This window comes from Streptomyces sp. NPDC059582, assembly GCF_042735715.1.
GTDB lineage: Bacteria > Actinomycetota > Actinomycetes > Streptomycetales > Streptomycetaceae > Streptomyces.
Window position 1 is genome coordinate 84,158 of the sequence record NZ_JBHWCC010000015.1, and the last position, 19,387, is coordinate 103,544.

General features: G+C 69.6%; 15 protein-coding genes. 13 read left to right on the top strand and 2 right to left on the bottom strand.

Annotated features, from left to right (window positions below; all coding sequences use genetic code 11):
* Positions 1-846: 846 nt before the first annotated feature.
* From ACFV0T_RS15755 to ACFV0T_RS15775, 5 genes are all read left to right on the top strand, one after another.
* Positions 847-2,571: an ATP-binding protein gene (locus tag ACFV0T_RS15755; RefSeq protein WP_385778737.1), complete on the top strand. Its 1,725-nt coding sequence runs from the start codon at positions 847-849 to the stop codon at positions 2,569-2,571.
* A 125-nt stretch (positions 2,572-2,696) separates the two neighbouring features.
* A complete protein-coding gene (locus ACFV0T_RS15760) occupies positions 2,697-3,116 on the top strand; it encodes a roadblock/LC7 domain-containing protein (RefSeq protein WP_385778739.1) in 420 nt (139 codons plus the stop codon).
* Positions 3,113-3,469: a DUF742 domain-containing protein gene (locus tag ACFV0T_RS15765; protein WP_385778741.1), complete on the top strand. Its 357-nt coding sequence runs from the start codon at positions 3,113-3,115 to the stop codon at positions 3,467-3,469. Before ACFV0T_RS15760 ends, ACFV0T_RS15765 begins: the two co-directional genes overlap by 4 nt.
* Positions 3,450-4,067 carry an ATP/GTP-binding protein gene (locus ACFV0T_RS15770; RefSeq protein WP_385778743.1) on the top strand — a complete coding sequence of 206 codons (618 nt, stop codon included), beginning with the start codon at positions 3,450-3,452 and terminating at the stop codon, positions 4,065-4,067. The genes ACFV0T_RS15765 and ACFV0T_RS15770 overlap by 20 nt, the downstream gene beginning before the upstream one ends.
* Positions 4,064-5,323, top strand: a complete 1,260-nt coding sequence (locus ACFV0T_RS15775; protein ID WP_385778745.1) for a cytochrome P450 — start codon at positions 4,064-4,066, stop codon at positions 5,321-5,323. Before ACFV0T_RS15770 ends, ACFV0T_RS15775 begins: the two co-directional genes overlap by 4 nt.
* Before the next feature lie 75 nt (positions 5,324-5,398).
* Here the strand turns inward: ACFV0T_RS15775 and ACFV0T_RS15780 are convergent, their stop codons facing one another.
* Both ACFV0T_RS15780 and ACFV0T_RS15785 read right to left on the bottom strand, forming a co-directional pair.
* A complete protein-coding gene (locus tag ACFV0T_RS15780) occupies positions 5,399-6,628 on the bottom strand; it encodes a cytochrome P450 (RefSeq protein WP_385778747.1) in 1,230 nt (409 codons plus the stop codon).
* A 38-nt stretch (positions 6,629-6,666) separates the two neighbouring features.
* Positions 6,667-6,981 (bottom strand): hypothetical protein, encoded by a 315-nt coding sequence (locus ACFV0T_RS15785; RefSeq protein ID WP_385778749.1) that lies wholly within the window; start codon positions 6,979-6,981, stop codon positions 6,667-6,669.
* A 132-nt stretch (positions 6,982-7,113) separates the two neighbouring features.
* Here ACFV0T_RS15785 and ACFV0T_RS15790 point away from each other — a divergent pair, with 132 nt between their 5' ends.
* The 8 genes from ACFV0T_RS15790 to ACFV0T_RS15825 all read left to right on the top strand — a co-directional run bounded on the left by ACFV0T_RS15790 (position 7,114) and on the right by ACFV0T_RS15825 (position 19,377).
* Positions 7,114-7,692: a DinB family protein gene (locus ACFV0T_RS15790; RefSeq protein WP_385778751.1), complete on the top strand. Its 579-nt coding sequence runs from the start codon at positions 7,114-7,116 to the stop codon at positions 7,690-7,692.
* A 384-nt stretch (positions 7,693-8,076) separates the two neighbouring features.
* Complete coding sequence (locus ACFV0T_RS15795) at positions 8,077-8,523, top strand: hypothetical protein (RefSeq protein ID WP_385778753.1); 447 nt, start codon at positions 8,077-8,079, stop codon at positions 8,521-8,523.
* The gene (eccCb, locus tag ACFV0T_RS15800; RefSeq protein WP_385778755.1) at positions 8,486-12,820 is read left to right on the top strand and encodes a type VII secretion protein EccCb; all 4,335 of its coding nucleotides are present in this window, start codon (positions 8,486-8,488) and stop codon (positions 12,818-12,820) included. Before ACFV0T_RS15795 ends, eccCb begins: the two co-directional genes overlap by 38 nt.
* Before the next feature lie 661 nt (positions 12,821-13,481).
* The gene (locus tag ACFV0T_RS15805) at positions 13,482-15,479 is read left to right on the top strand and encodes a SpoIIE family protein phosphatase (RefSeq protein WP_385778757.1); all 1,998 of its coding nucleotides are present in this window, start codon (positions 13,482-13,484) and stop codon (positions 15,477-15,479) included.
* A gap of 145 nt (positions 15,480-15,624) precedes the next feature.
* Positions 15,625-15,873: a BON domain-containing protein gene (locus ACFV0T_RS15810; RefSeq protein ID WP_385778759.1), complete on the top strand. Its 249-nt coding sequence runs from the start codon at positions 15,625-15,627 to the stop codon at positions 15,871-15,873.
* Positions 15,874-16,196: 323 nt separating this feature from the next.
* The gene (locus tag ACFV0T_RS15815) at positions 16,197-17,039 is read left to right on the top strand and encodes a class I SAM-dependent methyltransferase (RefSeq protein ID WP_385778761.1); all 843 of its coding nucleotides are present in this window, start codon (positions 16,197-16,199) and stop codon (positions 17,037-17,039) included.
* Positions 17,040-17,365: 326 nt separating this feature from the next.
* Complete coding sequence (locus ACFV0T_RS15820; RefSeq protein ID WP_385778763.1) at positions 17,366-18,121, top strand: GntR family transcriptional regulator; 756 nt, start codon at positions 17,366-17,368, stop codon at positions 18,119-18,121.
* Between the two features lie 131 nt (positions 18,122-18,252).
* A complete protein-coding gene (locus tag ACFV0T_RS15825) occupies positions 18,253-19,377 on the top strand; it encodes a TIGR03364 family FAD-dependent oxidoreductase (protein WP_385778765.1) in 1,125 nt (374 codons plus the stop codon).
* Positions 19,378-19,387 lie beyond the last annotated feature (10 nt).

A 19,387-nucleotide genomic window follows, 5' to 3' on the forward strand; every position in this document is an offset into this window, starting at 1 on the left:
TGGCGAGGGATGGGTCCTCTCCCCGCCCCCCTCGGTTCTCCCCCTTCGGTCCGCTCTCGTCGGACCCGGATCCGTCGCCTTTCGCCGCCGCCACCGGACTCCAGCTTCGCGCCGGTGGAATCGCCGGGGCCGCGCGCCGCTACAACGACGCGTTCACGGTTCTGTGTTGCGGGTCAGCAGGGCGCCGGCGGCGGAGTTCAGGTAGTCGGTCGAGATCACGTTCTCGGAGAGCCTGCTCAGCCGGCCTTCGGATGTACGGTCCCGGGGCCCGGACTCCTCCTATACCTGCCGGACGGCGGCAGCCGGGCCACCGCGGCGGCATTCACTGTCCAGAGCGGCGAACGCCTGGTCGTACTCGCGGGCGTTCTCCAGATCCTCACGCTTCCGGAGGGCCACCAGGTGATCACCCCGGCGACAGCTCTCGGCATCGCGGACATGTGCGGCCGGACCTCGCGGGCGCGCTCCGGGTTCGTCGGTGACACAGGTGGTGATCAGTCCGTACCGAATCAAGTTGTTGACGGAGAAAAGGGACCTTGGATCCGGGTATCTGCACTTCATCGGCACAACGAAGCGGTTGCGAAGCCCTCGAAAACATCAACTATGCTCGCCCCCAGACTAGTTGCTCTCGTCAGGGACCCTGATTCCACACCCTGAATGCCACAGTGGTCGCTTCCCGGCGAAACGAACTCACCTGGGAGAGGGACGCGTTGTATGGGTTCGGCCGCAAGGCGCGGTGACTAGCATGAGTGGCGCACTGGAACCGGAAGGCGGCCTACCGCCTTCCGGGTTCTCGGTGATGCGCCAGTCGTGGACGTACTCAGCTCTCACAGACCGAGGGATCGCGGAATGTCAGTGCCTGCTCGCCCCCGCCAGCGTCGATCCGAGCAAGGCACCCGCTCATCGGCGGCCCTGCTCGCCGCTGGGCTGGTCGTCACCGCCGCAGGGGCCGCGACAGTCGTGGTCCTCGCTCCCGGGGCAGCCCGCGGATGGGTCGCCGGGACGGCGTTCGCCGCCTGGGCCTGCGCGGCCGTCGTCGCCGTCACCGCCGCCGTCCGGCTGCGCCAGGCCCGCCGACGGGCGGACTCGTGCGGCGACGAGCTGGAGATGACCAGGCAGAACTGGATGCAGCACGGCGCCGAGACGGACCAGCTGGTCACCACCACCCTGCCGGCGATCGCCCGCCGACTGGAGAACGGCACGAGCGCCGACGACATCCTTTCCGAATCGGCCCTGCCCTCCGACCCCTACCTGCGACGACTGCTCCAGGTCTTCACCACCGAGGTCGCCGGATCGGCTCGGCGGGCCGCCGAGGCACGGTCCGAGCTCAACGGCGTGCAACGTGAAATGGACCAGTGGACGAAGGAAGTCGAACGCCTCACGCGCGACAGCCTGCCGGCCGCGGTGACGTTGTTGCGCGAGAGCAGTTCCGTCGAGACCGTCCTCGCCAAGTTCGACCGGTCGGCCCACCCGCTCCTGGATGCCGCCGCCGAGTCCTTCATCCGCGAACTCGCCTACAGTGAGCGGCGTTCCGCCGCCGCCCAAGCCGCCTCCGCGAAGGCGCTGAGCCGGGTCCAGGCCAAGACCGTCAGCATGCTCGCCGACCTGCGTGACATGCAGGAACGCCATGGCAACGACGTGTTCGGCGATCTCCTGCGCCTGGACCACAGCACCTCGCAGCTCGGTCTCATGACCGACCGGCTGGCACTGCTGATGGGCGGCCGCTCCAGCCGCGTCTGGAACAAGCCGATCGTCATGGAGAGCATCCTGCGCGGCGCGGCCGGCCGTATCGCCGCCTATCGGCGGGTGCGTCTGCACAGCTCCAGCAGGGCCGCCATCGCCGGCTTCGCGGCAGAGGGTGTGATGCACCTGCTCGCCGAGCTCATGGACAACGCGGCCAACTTCTCGCCGCCCATCGACGAGGTCCACGTATACGTGGAGGAACGCAGCGCCGGTCTCGTCGTCACCATCGAGGACAGCGGTCTGAAGATGTCCGCCGCCGCCATGCGCCGTGCGCAGGAGTCGGTCTCGGGCCAGGTCACCGACCTGGCCTCGCTCCAAGGCACCCGGCTCGGCCTGGGCGTCGTGGGACGGCTGGCCGCCAAGTACGGCATCAGCGTCAACTACCGGCCGTCCTCGCGAGGCGGCACCGGTGTGGTCGTACTCCTGCCGCCCCAGCTGGTGGCCCAGCAGCGCGAGCCGGTGGTCGTGCAGCCTCCTCACTCCGGCCCGGAGGTCCCGGCCGCCGTCCCTGCCTCCGTCGCCGAGGAACAGACGCCGACGGGGCCGCACCAGAGCACGTCGCCGGACGCGGCTCCACGGTCCGCCGTCCCGCGCGGGCGCTCCGCGGCCACCGAGAACGGGCTGCCCGTCCGGGCCCCCGGCCGCGCCATGGCCGAGGCGGAGCAGGGACGGGCGAAGGCGCCGACCGCGCCCGCCCGGCCGGCGTCGGACGCACCCGGTCCGGGACGCGACGCCGGGAGCCGGTTCGGCGCCTTCCACCGAGGACGGCAGGCCGGGAGCGCCTCCGAGTCTCCTGACGGGCCCGAGGCGGCGCCCGAGTCGGACGGATAGATCCCGGCCCGCTCGCGCCGCTCAGGGCGTCCCAGCTCACGATCCCGCATTGATTCACCGCACCCTGATGGATTGGAGGAACGGGTCGGGTGACCGTCAACCGGTCGCATCCCGTCCCGCCCGTCATGCAGACCACTGACAACAGCCTCACCTGGCTCTTGATGAACCTCTTGGAGCGCACGCCGGGCACCCGCCACGCGCTCGTACTGTCCCGGGACGGGCTGAAGCTGTGCTGGACGGAACACATGACGCTGGACCAGGCCGATCAGCTGGCGGCCATCTGCTCCGGCATCCAGGCCCTGGCACAGGGCGCGTCCGTGGAGTTCGGCGACGGCACGGGCGGTGTCCGCCACTCCATGACGGAATTCCACGGCGGGCTGCTGTTCATCGTGGACGCGGGCGAGGGCGCGCACCTCGCGGTGGTCGCCCAGGAGAGTGCCGACCCCGGGGTGGTGGGGCATCAGATGACCGAGCTGGTCGAGCAGATCGGCGAGCATCTGCGAGCCGAACCGCGCACCGACGTCGGCGAGGGCGAATCCACGTGACCCGAAAGCCCGTGGACGTCGGTGACCCGGACCGGCTCTACACGGTCACGGGTGGGCGCAGCGAAGCCGACGACTCGTTCGACCTCGTCACGCTGATCGTCAGCGAGTGCGAACCCACGGCCGGCATGCAGTCCGAGCACGCCCGGATCCTGGAGCTGTGCCGGCATCCGACCGCGCTGGTGGAGATCTCGGCCGAACTCCGCCTGCCCGTCACGGTCGTACGCATCCTTGTCGGCGACCTGCACGCCACGGGCCAGGTGACCGCCCGTCACCCCCGGGCGGCCGAGTCCGTCGCCGCCCTCCCCGAAACCGCCCTGCTCCAGGAGGTGCTCCATGGGCTCCGCAACCTCTGAGCTGCCCTCTCAGCGCACGCCGCTGGCCGACGCCGCCGAGACCGGCCTGAAGATAGTCGTCGTGGGCGGCTTCGGGGTCGGCAAGACGACCCTCGTCCGCTCGGTGAGCGAGATCCGGCCGCTGAACACCGAAGAGGTGATGACCCAGGCCGGTCAGGGCGTCGACGAGACCGCCGGCGTCGAGCGCAAGACGACGACGACCGTCGCGTTCGACTTCGGACGCATCAGCCTCAGCGAGCGGATGGTGCTCTATCTGTTCGGCGCACCGGGACAGGAACGGTTCTGGTTCCTGTGGGACCGGCTGTTCTCCGGCACCCTCGGCGCGGTCGTCCTCGTCGACACCCGCCGTATGGAGGACTCCTGGTACGCGATCGACCGGCTCGAACACCACAAGACGCCCTTCGTGGTGGCCGTCAACCGGTTCGACGGCGACGAGCGCCGGTTCTCCCTCGAAGAGATCCGCAAAGCACTGGCTCTCGGTGACCATGTGCCGATGGTGGACTGCGACGCGCGGGTCCGGTCCTCGGGCAAGGAAGTCCTGATCACCCTCGTTGACCACCTCTACACTCTGGCACTCTCCCGGGAGGCGACAACGTGAACGACCGGACCGACACACCGCCCCCACCCCCGCCGGACTGTCCCGCGCACATCTCGGCCGTTCAGCTGGGCGGTCTGGCGTACCAGCAGACACCCTCCCAGCTGTACCGGTCCATGCGCCGCGAGCACGGAGCGGTCGCCCCGGTGCTGCTCGACGGCGACGTTCCCGCGTGGCTGGTGCTGGGGTATCCCGAGGTCTGCTACGTGACCAGCCACGACGAGCTGTTCGCGCGGGACTCCCGACGCTGGAACCAATGGCCGGACATCCCGGCGAACTGGCCCCTGCTGCCGTTCGTCGGCTATCAGCCCTCCGTGCTGTTCACCGAGGCGGAGGAGCACCAGCGCCGCGCCGGTGTCATCACGCAGGCGCTGGAGGGCGTCGATCAGTTCGAGCTGGCCCGCGAGTGCCAGGCGATCGCCGAGCAGCTGATCAACTCGTTCGCGGGCAGCGGCCGGACCGACCTGATGACCTCGTACGCTCACACCCTGCCCGCGCGGTCGGTGCTGTGGATGTGCGGTATGCCGCAGGGCAGTGCCGACACGGAGCAGCTCGTCGACGATCTGCGGATCTCACTCGACGCCGGCGAGGGCGACGACCCGGTGGCGGCGTACGGGCGGGTCGGGGCGCGCATCGCGCAACTGGTCAAGGAGAAGCGGGAGAACCCCGGTCCCGACGTCACCTCACGGATGCTGCTGGACCCGGCCGAACTCGGTGACGAGGAGATCGTCCAGGACCTGATCTCCGTGATCGCGGCGGCGCAGCAGCCCACCGCCAACTGGATCTGCAACACCCTGCGTCTGCTGCTGACCGACGAGCGCTTCGCGGTCAACGTCTCCGGCGGCAGGGTCAGCGTCGGTGACGCGCTGAACGAGGTGCTGTGGCTGGACACGCCGACCCAGAACTTCATCGGCCGCTGGGCGGTGCGCGACACACAACTGGGCGGGCGCCACATCCGCAAGGGTGACTGCCTGGTCCTCGGCCTCGCCGCGGCCAACACGGACCCCCAGATCTGGCCGGAGGCGCATGTCGGCGCCGAGAACTCCGCGCATCTGTCCTTCAGCAACGGCGAGCACCGCTGCCCCTATCCGGCTCCGCTCCTGGCCGATGTGATGGCGCGTACGGCGGTGGAAACGCTTCTGGAGCGTCTGCCCGATCTGGTGCTGGCCGTCGAGGCGTCGGAGCTGACCTGGCGTCCTTCTATCTGGATGCGGGGACTGACGTCCCTGCCCGTGCGCTTCACTCCGTCGATGCACTGATCACGCTCTTCGCGTGCCGAGGGTCTTTGGACCGCCCGGCACGCGAAGAGCGTGGGCGCGGTGGCCGGTGTGCGGTCAGCCGCCGGTGACCGGGGTGAACAGCACCGGCAGCGACTGCGGGCCTCGGGTGAAGACGCCCTGTTCACGCGGGTCGAAGCCGTCGGCGAGACGGACGTCGGGCATCGCGTCGAGCAGCTGGTTCAGACCGATTTCGACCTCGGCCTTGGCCAGCAGCGCGCCGACGCAGAAGTGCCGGCCGAGCGCGAAGGCCAGGTGGTCGGCCGCGGCCGAGAAGGCCGAGGTCGTGGTGAGGTCGTCCCGGAAGATGTCGAACCGGTCGGGCTCGCGGTAGCGGCGCTCGTCCCGGTTGGCGGCTCCGATGAGGCAGGTCACCGTGGCGCCCCGCGGGATGGTGCCGCCGCTGACATCGACGTCGGTGGCCGACTGCCTCATGATCATGTGGACCGGCGGGGTGTAGCGCAGTGTCTCCGCGAAGGCCGCCGCTATCAGGCTGCGGTCCTCCCGAACCGCGGCGAGCTGCTCGGGGTGCTGGAGCAGGTTGGCCAGGATGCTGGCGATCGCCTTGTCGGTGGTCTCGCCGCCGGCGGCCAGCAGGAGGCTGCAGAACGCCTTGATGTCCTCGTCGCTCATCCGGACGCCGTCGACCTCGGCGGCACACAGGCTCGACAGCAGGTCGTCACCGAGGTTGTCCCGCCGCTCGCGGATGATCGGGATCATGTACTCGGCGAACTCCACCCGCGTGCGCTCGCCGGCAGCGGTCACGTCGGCGTCTCCGGAGAGGTTGCCGAGGAACGCGATCACCGTGGTGTACCAGCGGTGGAAGCGCGCGTGGTCGGCCTTGTCCAGACCCAGCATGTCCGCGATCACGTTGACCGGGAACCGGGTCGCGTAGTCGCTGACGATGTCGGCGGAGCCGGAGTGCCGGAAGGCGTCGATGAGTTCGCGCGAGTTGCGCTCGATGACCGGCAGGAACTTCTCCTGAAGGTCGCTGCCGCGGAACGCGGGGGCGACGAGAGCGCGGCGCACCGCGTGTTCCCGGCCGCTGAGCTGAAGGATCGTCTTGCCGTGGACGGGCTCCAGCTGCCAGTTGTAGTTGTCGGTGGTGAACTCGGACTGTTTGTCCTTGAAGACGCGTTCGACGTCGTCGTAGCGGGAGATGATGTAACTCTGCGTGGCCTCGTGCCAGATCAGCGGTTCGTTCTCGCGCATCGCCGCGTACGCGGCGTAGGGATCCGTCGCGAACTCGGGCGAGAGGATGTCGGACACCTGGGGGGCAGTGGACACGGGACTCCTCGGGTAGATGCGTGCCGTCGCAGTGCAGGTTAATGATCTTTCATCGACTCAAACAGTCCAAGACTGAACGAAGTTGATTGTCCAGCAGACAATGGTGGCATCCTGCGAGCCAGTCGTCGGCCTGTCGCCGGTCGACCACGCCGCTTGCGCAGGCCCGGTCGGCGAGGCTGACGAGCAGTCGGCGAGGCTGACGAGCAGTCGGCGAGGCTGACGAGCAGGGGCAGCGTCGCGGCATCGGTGAACACGTGGGTGTGCGTCTCGACGGTGACGCCGCCGAAGCCGCCGTCGAGGAGCAGGCTGTGATTCCGGCGGGCGACGCGTGGCCGGCCGAGGCGGTCGGCCACGCGTGCACGGTGGTGCAGCATCGCGTGCGCTCGCCTCGACATCGCCCTGAGTGGCGGACACGACCTGACCTATATTCCCGCGATGGTTGTCCCGTACCGAACAGCGAGAGCGACCGGAAGGGCCCGATCACCATGACCGCCTCGACCACACCCCCCTCGACCCTCGACGCCGAGCGGGCCGACCTGCTCACCGAGCTCGCGACCGCGCGGCTCGCCCTCACCAACACGACACGCGGGCTCAGCGACGCGCAGGCCGGCGAACAGCCGACCGCCAGCGCGCTGTGCCTGGGCGGCCTGATCAAGCATGTCGCGGCCGTCGAGGACGGATGGCTGCGCTTCGTGGTCGAGGGCCCTTCGGCGATGCCCTACGACCTGCCCGACGGTGTCACCTGGGCCGACCTCGCGGCCGGTACCGCCCGGGAGTTCCCGCAGTGGGCGATCGACCACCGGAACAACTTCCTGATGCTGCCCGGCGAGACGCTCGCCGGGGTCCTCGCGCACTACGAGGAGGTCGCCGCCCGGAGCGAGAAGATCATCCTCTCCGTGCCCGACCTCGCGGCGACCCAGCCGCTGCCCGAGGCGCCCTGGCACGAGGCGGGAGCCCGGCACAGCGTGCGCCGGGTGCTCATGCACGTCATCGCCGAGACCGCCCAGCACGCCGGGCACGCGGACATCCTCCGCGAGACACTCGACGGCCAGACCTCGACCTGAGCGGAGTGCGCGGGGGCGAGCGGCGCGGGGGCTAAGGATCGACGGACAGACCTCGATCCGAGCGGCTGTGCGCGGGGGCGAGGAGCGGGCGGGGGCGGCGCGCAGTCGGAGGAGGGGGCCGCGAAGCAGTCTGGAACGGGGACAGACGCCGGAACGGCCCGGACGCGGGAACGGCACCCCGTGCCCCCCTCCTCCCTATGTCATGCGTCGCGGCCCCGAAGCGCACCGCCTCGCGGCCGACGAACAAGGTGGGGCGGTGCCGCTCGGCCTACCGGTCCGTCACCCGCGCAGCGACCCCGTCCATCCGGCGAGCGACTCGTGCGGGCCGCCGGACTCGCTATACGATCAGCTGTCGACGGTGAACTGCGGTGCGGGGGAGGCAGGGTGCACGAACTGGTACTCCGGGTGGACGCCGGGCCCATGGCGTCCGATGAGCAGGTGGAGCGCCAAATACGCAGCCTCTACCGGGACTTGCACACGCTCGGCCTGTTCAACGTGGAACGCAAGCAGGCTCCCGCACCGGCCGGCTCGATGGCCTCCGCCGGGTACGAAATCGGAGCCCTCGTTGTCAGCGGGGCCTTCTCGGCTGCGGCACTGAAGGCCATGAGCAACGTTCTGGTGGCGTACATCCAGCGCGCCAAGGCCCGTTCCGTGGAATGGGAGTTCGACGGCGACAAGGGCACGTTCCAGGCGCTCTCCGCGAAGGACCAGAACAAGCTGGTCGACGTCGTGGCCTCGCGGATCGCCGCAGGAGTCAGCGCGGACAGCGGCGACCAAGAGCCGGGAGACAGCGATGGCGGGACGCCGGATCGCGCTGCTGGTCGCGACTGACGGATACGTCGACCCCGGCCTCAATCAGCTCCGCTCACCCGCGCGCGGCGCCGGTGACCTGGAAGCCCTGTTGAAGGACGAGGCGGTGGGCCGCTTCGACTTCGTCCGTACGCTCGCCAACCGGCCCAAAGAGGAGATCGAGCGAGAGATCGAGGCGCTGCTCAGCAATCGCGCGCCCGACGATCTGGTCCTGCTCTACCTCGCCTGTCACGGCATCAGGAACGACACCGACCGGCTGTTCTTCGCAACGGTCGGAACGGACCTGAGCCGCCCGCACACCACCGCCGTCCGTGCCGACCTCATTCATCAGCTTCTGGACGAGTGCGAGGCCCGCACCAAGATCGTGCTCCTCGACTGCTGCTACAGCGGCCTCTTCCACCGGGCCACTCCCATGTCTCCGGCGCCGGTCGACGTGGAGGCGGCACTCGCCGGCCGCGGCACGTTCGTGATCACCGCGTCCACCGCGCTCGAGTACGCCTACGAAGGAGACCAGCTCACGCTGGACAACGCCCGGCCCGTGGCACGCTTCACCGCCGCGGTCAATGAGGGGCTCAGCACCGGACTGGCAGATCTCGACCGTGACGGTGTCATCACACCCGACGAGCTGTACACGTACGTGCACGACGCCGTCGTCAACCAGAGCGGCCCGGACCAGACACCCACCAAGTCCGGCCAGTGCGAGGGACATGTCCCCCTCGCCTACGCCGCGCGCACCGACCCCTCCACCGGCCTGCTCTCGCAGGGCGCACGGACCAACGAACTGCTGCTGGGGACGCTTCTGCCCCCGCCGGTCGACACCCCGGACCGGGGGTTCATCTGCGACTCCTGGGAAGGCGCGTCGCGGCTCATCGTGCCGATCGGCCGTACCGTCACGGCCTCCGGCGGCGAGCTCATGTGCCTGGACCTGTCCAACCGGAGCGGCAACGCGGCGGTCGTCGGCAGGCTGGGCAGCGGCAAGACGACGCTGCTGCGTGCCCTCGCCATGTCGCTGGCGCTGACCCATACGCCGCACGAGGCGGAGTTGTATCTCCTGGAGGGAGCCGTCAACCGTCTGGGTGTGCTGCGGTCGATGCCCCATGTGAAGAAGGTCGCCGCCGCACACGAGCACGAGGCGGTCGCGGAGGTCCTCACCGCGCTGAAGAACGCCATCACCGCCCGGCGGGCCGTGTTCCAGGATCTGGACATCGACTCCGTCGAGGAGTTCCGCGAGCTGCGGGCAGCAGGACGGCTGCCTCGCGACAGCGCCAGCGACGTGTTCCTCGTGATCGACGGCTGGCTCGACTTCGACTGGGAGATTCCCGAGTTCGCTCAAGAGGTCCACCGGCTGGCCAACACCGGCCTGAACTACGGACTCCACCTCCTCGTCTCCGCCCGGCGTTGGAGCGACTTCGGAACGAGTCTGCTCGGCCTGCTCGGAACCCGGGTCGAACTGCCCCTGGACGACCCGTCGGAGTCGCAGATCGACGCGACACTCTCAGCGAGCCTCGGGACCGGCTGGGCCCTGTCGCTCCGACGGCGCTTCCGTGTGGCCGTGCCCCACCTGGAGGAGGTCACCAGCTCCGCGGAGGCCAGACAGTCCCTGGCCGAGACGACACAGCGGATGCGGGAACGCTGGCTCGGCATGCAGCCGGACACGGCACCCCCGCCCCGCGTCGACATCCCGTTCACGAAACTGTTCGGCATCGACAACGCCGAACATTTCGACGTGGCCCGCACATGGTCGCGGCGCACACCGCAGGAGCGGCTGCGGATACCGATCGGGGTCAGCGAGGACGGCCAACCCGTCATGCTCGACCTCAAGGAAGCAGCACACGGTGGGATGGGGCCACACGGCCTGTGCGTCGGTGCCACCGGCTCCGGCAAGTCGGAACTGCTGCGCACGCTGATCCTCGGCCTCGCCGTCACACACTCGTCCGAGACACTGAACTTCGTCCTGGCCGACTTCAAGGGGGGCGCCACCTTCGCCGGCCTGTCGGAGCTGCCGCACGTCTCGGCAGTCATCACCAACCTCGCCGACGAACTGACCCTCGTGGACCGCATGGCCGACGCCGTCACCGGCGAGCTCACGCGTCGCCAGGAACTGCTGCGCGTCGCGGGCAACTACCCCAACGCCTCCCAGTACGAGAAGGCGCGCGCGGCGGGCGCCCCACTCGATCCCCTCCCCTCACTGCTCGTCGTGATCGACGAGTTCACCGAACTTCTCACCGCCCGGCCCGAGTTCATCGACCTCTTCGTCCAGATCGGCCGCATCGGCCGCTCGCTCGGTGTGCACCTGCTGCTTGCCTCACAGCGCCTGGAGGAGGGCAGGCTACGAGGCCTTGACACCTACCTCTCCTACCGGATCGGTCTGCGGACCTTCTCGGCAGCCGAATCCCGCGCAGCGATCGGAGCCGCGGACGCCTACCACCTGCCCGCCGTGCCGGGTTCCGGCTACCTCAAGCAGGACATCGAGCACATGACCCGCTTCCGAGCCGCATACGTCTCGGCCCCCTACGCACCGGAAGCGGCACCGGACACCGCGGACGAAACCATCGTCGACGACGTCTTCGCGGACAGCCTGATGGACGTGCTGGTCCACCGCATCGCAGGCCAGGGACCACCCGCGCATCAGATCTGGCTGCCTCCGCTGGACGATCCGGCCACCCTCGACCAGCTGCTGCCGGAACTGGCGGCCTCGCCTGAGCGCGGTCTGCACCCTCCGGCGTACGAGGGGCTGGGCACACTCCGGGTCCCGGTCGGACTGGTCGACCGGCCCGACCAGCAGCGCCGCGATCTGATGTACCTCGACTTCTCGGCCGTGGCCGGGCACGGCCTGATCGTCGGCGCACCCCAGACGGGCAAGTCGACGCTGCTGCGTACGGTCATCTGCGCGCTCGCCCTGACCCACACCCCGTCCGAAGTTCAGTTCTACTGCCTGGACTTCGGCGGCGGTGGCATGCAGCAGATCGAGCATCTGCCACATGTGGGAGGGGTGACCTCACGGCTCGCGCCCGATCACGTCCGGCGGACAGTTGCCGAGGTGGCCGGCGTGCTCGCCGCGCGGGAGGAGTTCTTCCACACCCACGGCATCGACTCCATGGACACGTACCGCAAGCAACGGGCGGCTGGAACGTGGCCGGACCAGCCGTGGGGCGACGTGTTCCTCGTCATCGACGGCTGGTCAGGCTTCAAGTACGAGTACGAGCAACTGGAAGAGACCATCCTCGACCTCGGGATGCGCGGCCTCAACTACGGGGTCCATCTGCTGCTCGCGACCACCCGCTACACCGAAGTTCGCACAGCGCTGCGAGACTACTTCAGCACGCGAGTGGAGTTGCGCCTCGCCGACCCGGTGGAATCGGAGATCGCACGAAAGGTGGCGGCGGATGTTCCAGTCGGTGCGCCAGGCCGCGGTCTGACCCCCGACAGGTTCCACTTCCTGGCCGCCGTGCCCCGACTCGGCGACGGGCCGAGCGCCCCCACAGGACTGGCGGATGCCACAGCGGCCTGCGCCGATACCATCCGCTCACAGTGGACCGGGCCGACCGCCCCGCCCGTACGCGTCCTGCCCACGCTGCTGCCCGTGAGCGCGCTCCCCCTGGACTTCGGCCGCTCCAAGGGCGAAATCCCCCTGGGCCTCGACGAAACGACCCTGCTGCCCTTCGCCATCGACTTCGAGACCGACCCGTATCTGGTCGTCATCGGGGAGAGCGAGTCCGGAAAGACATCACTGCTGCGACTGCTCGGCCAGAAGATCAGCGAGCGGTACACCCCTCAGGAAGCACAATTGGTGGTCGTCGACTACCGGCGTTCGCTGCTGGACGAGCTGCCCTCGGAATATGTGACGGAATACGTCCCCAACGGCATGGAACTGCCCTCCCACGTGAAGGCGCTGACCGACCTCGCAAGAAGGCGGATGCCCCCGCCGAACGTCACCCCGGAAGAGCTGCGAAACTGGAGCTGGTACACGACGCCGGACATCTTCCTGCTGGTGGACGACTATGACCTCGTCGCGACCGGCTCGGGCAACCCGCTCCACCCTCTCCTGGACCATCTGCCGTTCGCGCGCGACATCGGCCTGCGCATGGTGCTGTGCCGCAACTCGGCGGGGGCCGGCCGGTCGATGTACGAACCGGTCATGCAGTACCTGCGGGAGCAGAGCGCGCGCGGGCTCACGCTCTCGGGCGACAAGTCCGAGGGTGCGCTCATCGGTTCGGTGACCCCGCACCGTCGACCACCCGGCCGGGCCACGCTCACCGGTCGACGCGACTTGCCGCGGCAGGTCCAGCTGGCCTACCAGCCTCCCCGCACCGGCTGAAGGGCGAGGGAAGGTCGGCCTTTCCGCTTGCGCAGCGTGCCCATCCTGGCCGCACCACTCGTCGATGTGCCGCGTGACGGCCCCTCCGCACCCGTCCGGCGCCCTGTCCAGGAGCCTGACCAGCGAGTGAGCTACGGGCGATCACTGAGCACGCCCAGGCCCCCTGCGGTGCCGCGCCCACGAAAACGAACAATCGTCCTCCGCCCGGGAAACTGGGGCGTCGTCTCCGTTCGGCGCCGCCCAGCACACTTGCTTTTCCGTCCCCGCAGGGCCGGAGCGGCGCCCCTGCGTGAACCATCCGCTCCGGCGCGCACGGGTGCCGGCTGTCACCCTTCGTCGGTGAGCGGCGGGAACGTCGCGACGACGTTCGGATGGGTGTCGGGCCGGTAGGCGGCCGACACACCGCCCGGCCAGACCTCAGCGGCCGCCTCGCGGGTCGACACTCATGCGGCGTTCGGCTTCTCGGTGTGCTCTTGTGCCCCCCGAAAAGTCGTGGACATCTGCTGTCCGTCCCTCTCGCGAACAAGGCTCCGGAGCTGACCATGAACCTGACCCCGATCGCGCGGACCCCCACCATGAGTCTGGCCACGACCGACACATCGTGGCGAAACGCGCGAAAATGGCTGAACAGGCTGTTTTTGTATGTGCCAGGGAGTCACAGATGAACGTCTCGGACGAACTCCTTGGAGGGCCTGACCCGGCGGCTCTTCTGACGCTGGACGGTGCCATCCGCAGCCTCAACGCCGCGATGGCCACAGCGCTGGGCAGGCCGCCGGAGCACTGTCTGGGACGTGACTTCGGCGAGCAGTGGCTGGGACGTGACTTCAGTGATCTGTGGCCCACGAGCCAGCGGATGTCGGCCGAGAGCCTTGTGGCCCACGCCGCCAAGACGCAGACGGTCGCGATGCGGGTGCTGGATTTCCCCGGGCCAGGCGGAGCACACGTCGCCTGCTTGATCGAGGCGCAGCAGGTGAAGGATCCGGCGAGTGACGAGCAGCTGGTCTGGGTGCACTCACTGGACGCGCGAAACGACCTGGCCAGCCTGGTGATCCCGTTCCGGCTGGCCACCACGGCCGCCCACCTCGGCCTGTGGATGTATTCACCCCATGAGCACCAGCTGGAGTGGCTCGGTGGCGCACCCGCCCTGGCCGCGCTCTTTGCGGATCCCACTACGTCGCTTTCCGCGGTGATCTCCGCGGTGCACCCTGACGACCGGGAGGCCTTGCGGCAGCTTCTGCGCTCAGCCTCCACCTTGAAGTCCCCCTGGGTGAGGTTGCGGTACCTCCCCCGGCACGAGGGCTGGCACCAACTGGCCGCCCAGACCCGTCGGATCCAGTTGGGATACGGCGGCCCCCAGCGGGTCCTCGGAATGGTCCGCGACGACACCAGACAGGAGAAGCGCAAGGAGGAGGAGCAGGCCGCACTGACTGCCGAGCGACAGCGCGCCAAAGACATCGCCGACTTCTCCTCCGCCTTGATCACCGCGGCGACGGAGCAGGAGCTGCAGCAGATCGCCCTGGCCCGGCTCGCCGCGACCTTCGGCGCCAGCGGTGCCCTGCTCGCCCTCGTCGACGAAGGCCGCCTGCGCGTCTCCACCGATGCCGGGATAGCCATGTGGGAGGTCGACGTCCTGCACGGCCTGCCGCTGGACCATCCAAGCGCCTTGCCCGAGGCGATCCGCACCGGCAAGCCGCAGTTCATCCTCGACCGGAAGGATTACATCCGCCGCTGGCCACAGGGGGCCGAATTCCCGCGGCTCGGCCGACTCGGCTCCGACTACGCCTCATCCATCACCCCCCTCAGCGAGACCGGCAATCAACCGCTAGGGGCGTGGCTGGTGACCTACGGCAGCGGACACCGGCCGTCCCTGGAGGAGCGGACCCTCATGGGTACGCTGGCCGACCTGGCAGGGCAGGCACTGAGGCGCATCAAATTGCAGCAGGCCCGGGTCGAGCTGGCCACGGCGCTGCAGAAGACCATGCTCCCCACACTGCCCGAGGACCTCCCGGGTCTGGAGGTCGCCGCCCGCTACCGGCCGAGCCGGGACGGGCTGGACATCGGCGGCGACTGGTACGACGCCTTCGTCACGCCCGACGGCTCGGTCGCTCTGGAGATCGGCGACGCCCAAGGGCACGACGTGGACGCCGCAGCGGCCATGGGGCAGGTACGCGCCTCCATGCGCGCGATCGCCGCCCGCGAACCGGATCCCGCGACCGTGCTGACCCGCACCAACGACCTGCTCGTCACGATGGGCGCGGCACGATTCTCGAGCTGCACCTTGCTGCACATCGATCCGGACGACGGACAGGTCACCGGCACCAGCGCCGGCCACGTGCCGTTGCTGTGCGCGCGCAAGGACGGCAGCCACAGCATCCGCGAGCTGGCGGGCGGACCGGTCCTGGGAGTCGTGCCCGACACCGAGTACCGCGAGGAGACGTTCACCCTGGACCAGGACAGCGCGCTGGTCCTGGTCACCGACGGCGTGGTCGAAGGACCGGGCCTCACGTTGGACGCCGGTCTGGAGCGAGCCGGAACACTGGCCGGCGCCGCCCTCCACGACGGGCTGAACACCGAGGAGACCGCCGACCGCATCCTCGACGCCGCGGTCGCGGTGGACCACCTCGACGACGTGGCCGTGCTCGTCATCCGACGCACATGACTGCGCCCACGTCCTCACGACCTATCGAACCTTGATCGATTCCGCCGAAGGTTGAGCGGCTCCGAGGGTCATGCGAGCCTGCGGGGCCGCGACTTTCCGTCATGCAAATATCAACTCCAAGTACGCATCGAAAGGGAGGACAACCATGGCGGGCGAGGTCACCAAGGCCAAAGAAGAAACGCAGGACACCTGGATCACGACCAAGGTCAAAGCCGATCTGCTGACCACGAACGGCGTCCCCGGCTCGGACATCAAGGTCGAAACGAACAGGGGTGTGGTCTCCCTCTCCAGCGACGCGGCGATCACGGAGTCGCAGAAGGAGCAGGCCGTCGCCATCGCCAGGCGGATCAAGGGCGTACAGGCCGTCTCCTCCGCCGGGCTGAAGGCCGAGTAGTCCCACGAGAGAGGCTCCCTGTGGTGCACAGGGAGCCTCTCGGCCGCTCATGATCTGCGGGGACGGCGACGGGTGCCGGCCAACGGGTGTGTGTGGGGTGTTCCCATCCCGGCTGCCATCGGCCTGGGCAGAGCTGAGACGATCCCTCGGATTCACCTCACCAGCCCGACCAAAGGTTCTGTGTCCCATCGTGACCGTGGTCGGGCCTTCGTGGCCGATGGTCAGGCCAGGTCAGGTCAGGGGTGTCGCCGGGCCGGGACCCAGTCGGGTTCCTATGCTCGTAGGAGGCAGGGACACGGCACCGGGCGCGAGAGGCGGACGGCATGACCGAGACGGCGGACGCGCACGAGGCCGACCGCGCGCTCAAGGCGAAGCACCGCACGACATGGGCGCTCGGCGATTACCCGGCGGTCGCCAGGGAGGTCGTCGCAGCCCTCGGGCCTGCACTGGTCGAGGCGTGCGGGGTGAAGCGCGGCGACCGGGTGCTCGACATCGCCACCGGGTCGGGGAATGCCGCCATTCCGGCCGCACTGGCCGGCGGCGATGTGATCGCCTGCGACCTCACGCCCGAATTGCTGACCGTGGGACGACGGGAGGCCGCGGCGCGCGGCGCCGAACTGCGCTGGCAGGAGGCCGACGCCGAGGCGCTGCCCTTCGCCGACGGCGCGTTCGACACGGTCATGTCCTGCGTCGGGGTCATGTTCGCCCCCCGCCACCAGGTCACCGCCGACGAACTGCTCCGGGTCTGCCGGCCGGGCGGCACGATCGGGCTCGTCAACTGGACCCCGGAGGGGTTCATCGGACAGTTGTTCACCACGATGAAGCCCTACTCGCCGCCCCCGCCCGCAGGGGCGCAGCCGCCACCGCTGTGGGGCCGCGAGGAGCACGTCGGCATGCTGCTCGGGGACCGTGTCACCGCGGTCGAGGCGCGCCGGCGGACGGTGCGCGTGGACCGCTTCGCGAAGCCCGCCGACTTCCGCGAGTTCTTCAAGGCCGCCTACGGACCGACGATCGCGGTCTACCGGAACATCGCCGACGACCCCGCAAAGACCGCCGCCCTGGACCGGGCCCTCGACGAACTGGCGGGCGACGCGTTGCAGGACGGGGTGATGAAGTGGGAGTACCTCCTGCTCACCGCGCGCCGGAGCGGCAGCGCAACCGAGTAGGTCCCCCCGTCAGCACTGCGGGCGATCGGGTTCACGTTCCCTGGCGTTACCCACCGCGGCTTCGGCGCCTGCCGGAAATCACCGGAGTGGACTGCTCGACTTCGCCACGCTCACTGCCTTCGGCGGCTGCGAACCGCTGTTGGAGGTGCGCATGGGCGTCTCCGGCGACGTCTGCCTCCCCCGAGGTGATCACCTGCGGTGTCGTCGTACCGGAACGGCACCTCATCGGTCTCCGGATCGCCGCCGCGCCCCGTTCCGCGGCTCCCGAACCCCGTCGGGCCGAAGGCCTCGCCGAACCACTCCCCCGCGTCTGCGACGATCTCTGCGTGGACTACCCGAACGACCAAGCCCCTGGCGCCCCCGTCCGCTCCGGCATTCCGGAGCACGGGCGCATCCCGAAGTACTACGCGGTGAAGGCGCGGATCGCCGCGCTCGTCGACGAGCTGGGGGAGGGCCATCTCATCCCCACCGAGCGCGACCTCTCCGAGCGGTACGACGTCGCCCGCGAGACTGTCCGCCAGGCGCTGCGCGAGCTGGTGCTGGAGGGGAAACTGCGCCGGCAGGGCCGGGGCACGGTCGTCGCGGGCCCCAAGCTCGCCCAGCCGTTGTCGCTGGCCAGCTACACCGAGGGCGTACGGCGCCAGGGCCGCACCCCCGGCCGTAACCTCGTCACCCTCGACCGCTTCCCCTGTCCGGACGCCCTCGCCGCCGAGATCGGGCTGACCCGCGGCGAGCCCGTCTGGCACCTGGAGCGTGTGCTGCTCGCCGACGACGAGCGGGTCGGCCTGGAGAGCACGTACGTCGCGGTGAGCCGGCTGCCGGAACTCGACACCGACTTCGAGCCCGACTCGTCCTTCTACGCCTACCTGCACGGCAAGGGCATGTCCTTCGGCGACGCCGACGAGCGCATCGAGACCGTCCTGGCCACTCCGCGCGAGGCCCTGCTCATCGGCACCCCTCCCGCCCTGCCCATGCTGCTGATCCACCGCGTCTCGCGGGACACGGAGGGACGCCCGCTGGAGCGGGTGCGCAGCCTCTACCGCGGGGACCGCTTCTCCTTCACCGCGCACCTCCAGGGCTGAGAACGAGCACCTCCGACCCTCCTCTTTCATCACGAATCGATAACGGGTCTAGCCCAAAAGTGTCGACTCGTTCACGCTCTCGTTGGCGGCCGGACCCTTCCGGTTCCCCGTCCAAGAGGAGCGTGACCGTCGTGAGAGTGACAGTCGTCGGAGGCGGCGTGGTCGGCACCATGCACGCCTGGCAAGCAATTCAGCGCGGCCACGAGGTCGTACAGATCGAGCGCGAGACGGAGGCCCGCGGGGCTTCGCTGCGCAACTTCGGCCAGATCTGGGTCAGCGGCCGAGCCAGTGGTGAGGAGCTGGAGACCGCCCTGCGGGCCAGAGAGCTGTGGGAGGGGATCGGGGCCCGCGTGCCCGCCCTGGGATTCCGCGCCAACGGCTCCCTCACCCCCGTACGCGGCGATCTCGAACTGGCCGTCGCCGAGGCCGCGGTCGCCCGTGCGGACGCCGCCGCCCGCGGCTACAAGCTGCTGACGCCCGGCGAGGCCCGTACTCTGAACCCCGCCCTGCGCGGCGAGTTCACCGCGGCGCTGTACTGCGAGCGGGACGCGGCCGTCGAGCCCCGCACCGCTCAGCTCGCCCTGCGCGCGGAGCTGCTGAAGTCCCCCCGCTACCGGTTCCTGCCCGGCCGTGAGGTCCGCGAGGTGATCGACGCGGCAACCGTCCGCGACGACCACGGCGACATCCACGCCGCCGATGCGGTCGTCCTGTGCACCGGCGCCTGGCTCGGCGGTCTGGTCCGCGAACTCGCCGGACCCGACCTGCCCGTGCGCCGCGTCCGGTTGCAGATGATGCAGACCGACCCGCTGGGCGAACCGCTGACGACCTCGGTCGCGGACGCCGACAGCTTCCGCTACTACCCCGCGTACGCCTCGCCCGCCCTGGACGAGCTCAACGCCCGGCAGCCACAGGCCCCAACGGCCGCCGAGCACCGGATGCAGCTGCTGATGGTGCAGCGCGCCGACGGCGGACTGACCATCGGCGACACCCACGAGTACGAGCACCCCTTCGCCTTCGACACGGTCGAGGAGCCCTACGAGCACCTCACCGGGGTCGTCGAGTCCCTCCTCGGCCGCCCGCTGCCGAGGATCCGGCACCGCTGGGCCGGGGTGTACGCGCAGTGCACGGACACCAGCCGGGTCGTGCACCGCCAGCAGGTGCGCGACGGGGTCTGGCTGGTCACCGGGCCCGGCGGGCGCGGCATGACCTGCTCCCCCGCCATCGCCGAGACGACGGCCGACGAGTTGGGCTGGTGACACGGATGAC

Bases quoted from the DNA above. Each gene is read 5' to 3' on its own strand.
- ACFV0T_RS15805 (WP_385778757.1), top strand. From the start codon at position 13,482: ATGAACGTCTCGGACGAACTCCTTGGAGGGCCTGACCCGGCGGCTCTT.
- ACFV0T_RS15815 (WP_385778761.1), top strand. From the start codon at position 16,197: ATGACCGAGACGGCGGACGCGCACGAGGCCGACCGCGCGCTCAAGGCG.
- ACFV0T_RS15755 (WP_385778737.1), top strand. From the start codon at position 847: ATGTCAGTGCCTGCTCGCCCCCGCCAGCGTCGATCCGAGCAAGGCACC.
- ACFV0T_RS15770 (WP_385778743.1), top strand. From the start codon at position 3,450: ATGGGCTCCGCAACCTCTGAGCTGCCCTCTCAGCGCACGCCGCTGGCC.
- ACFV0T_RS15790 (WP_385778751.1), top strand. From the start codon at position 7,114: ATGACCGCCTCGACCACACCCCCCTCGACCCTCGACGCCGAGCGGGCC.
- ACFV0T_RS15760 (WP_385778739.1), top strand. From the start codon at position 2,697: ATGCAGACCACTGACAACAGCCTCACCTGGCTCTTGATGAACCTCTTG.
- eccCb (WP_385778755.1), top strand. From the start codon at position 8,486: ATGGCGGGACGCCGGATCGCGCTGCTGGTCGCGACTGACGGATACGTC.
- ACFV0T_RS15810 (WP_385778759.1), top strand. From the start codon at position 15,625: ATGGCGGGCGAGGTCACCAAGGCCAAAGAAGAAACGCAGGACACCTGG.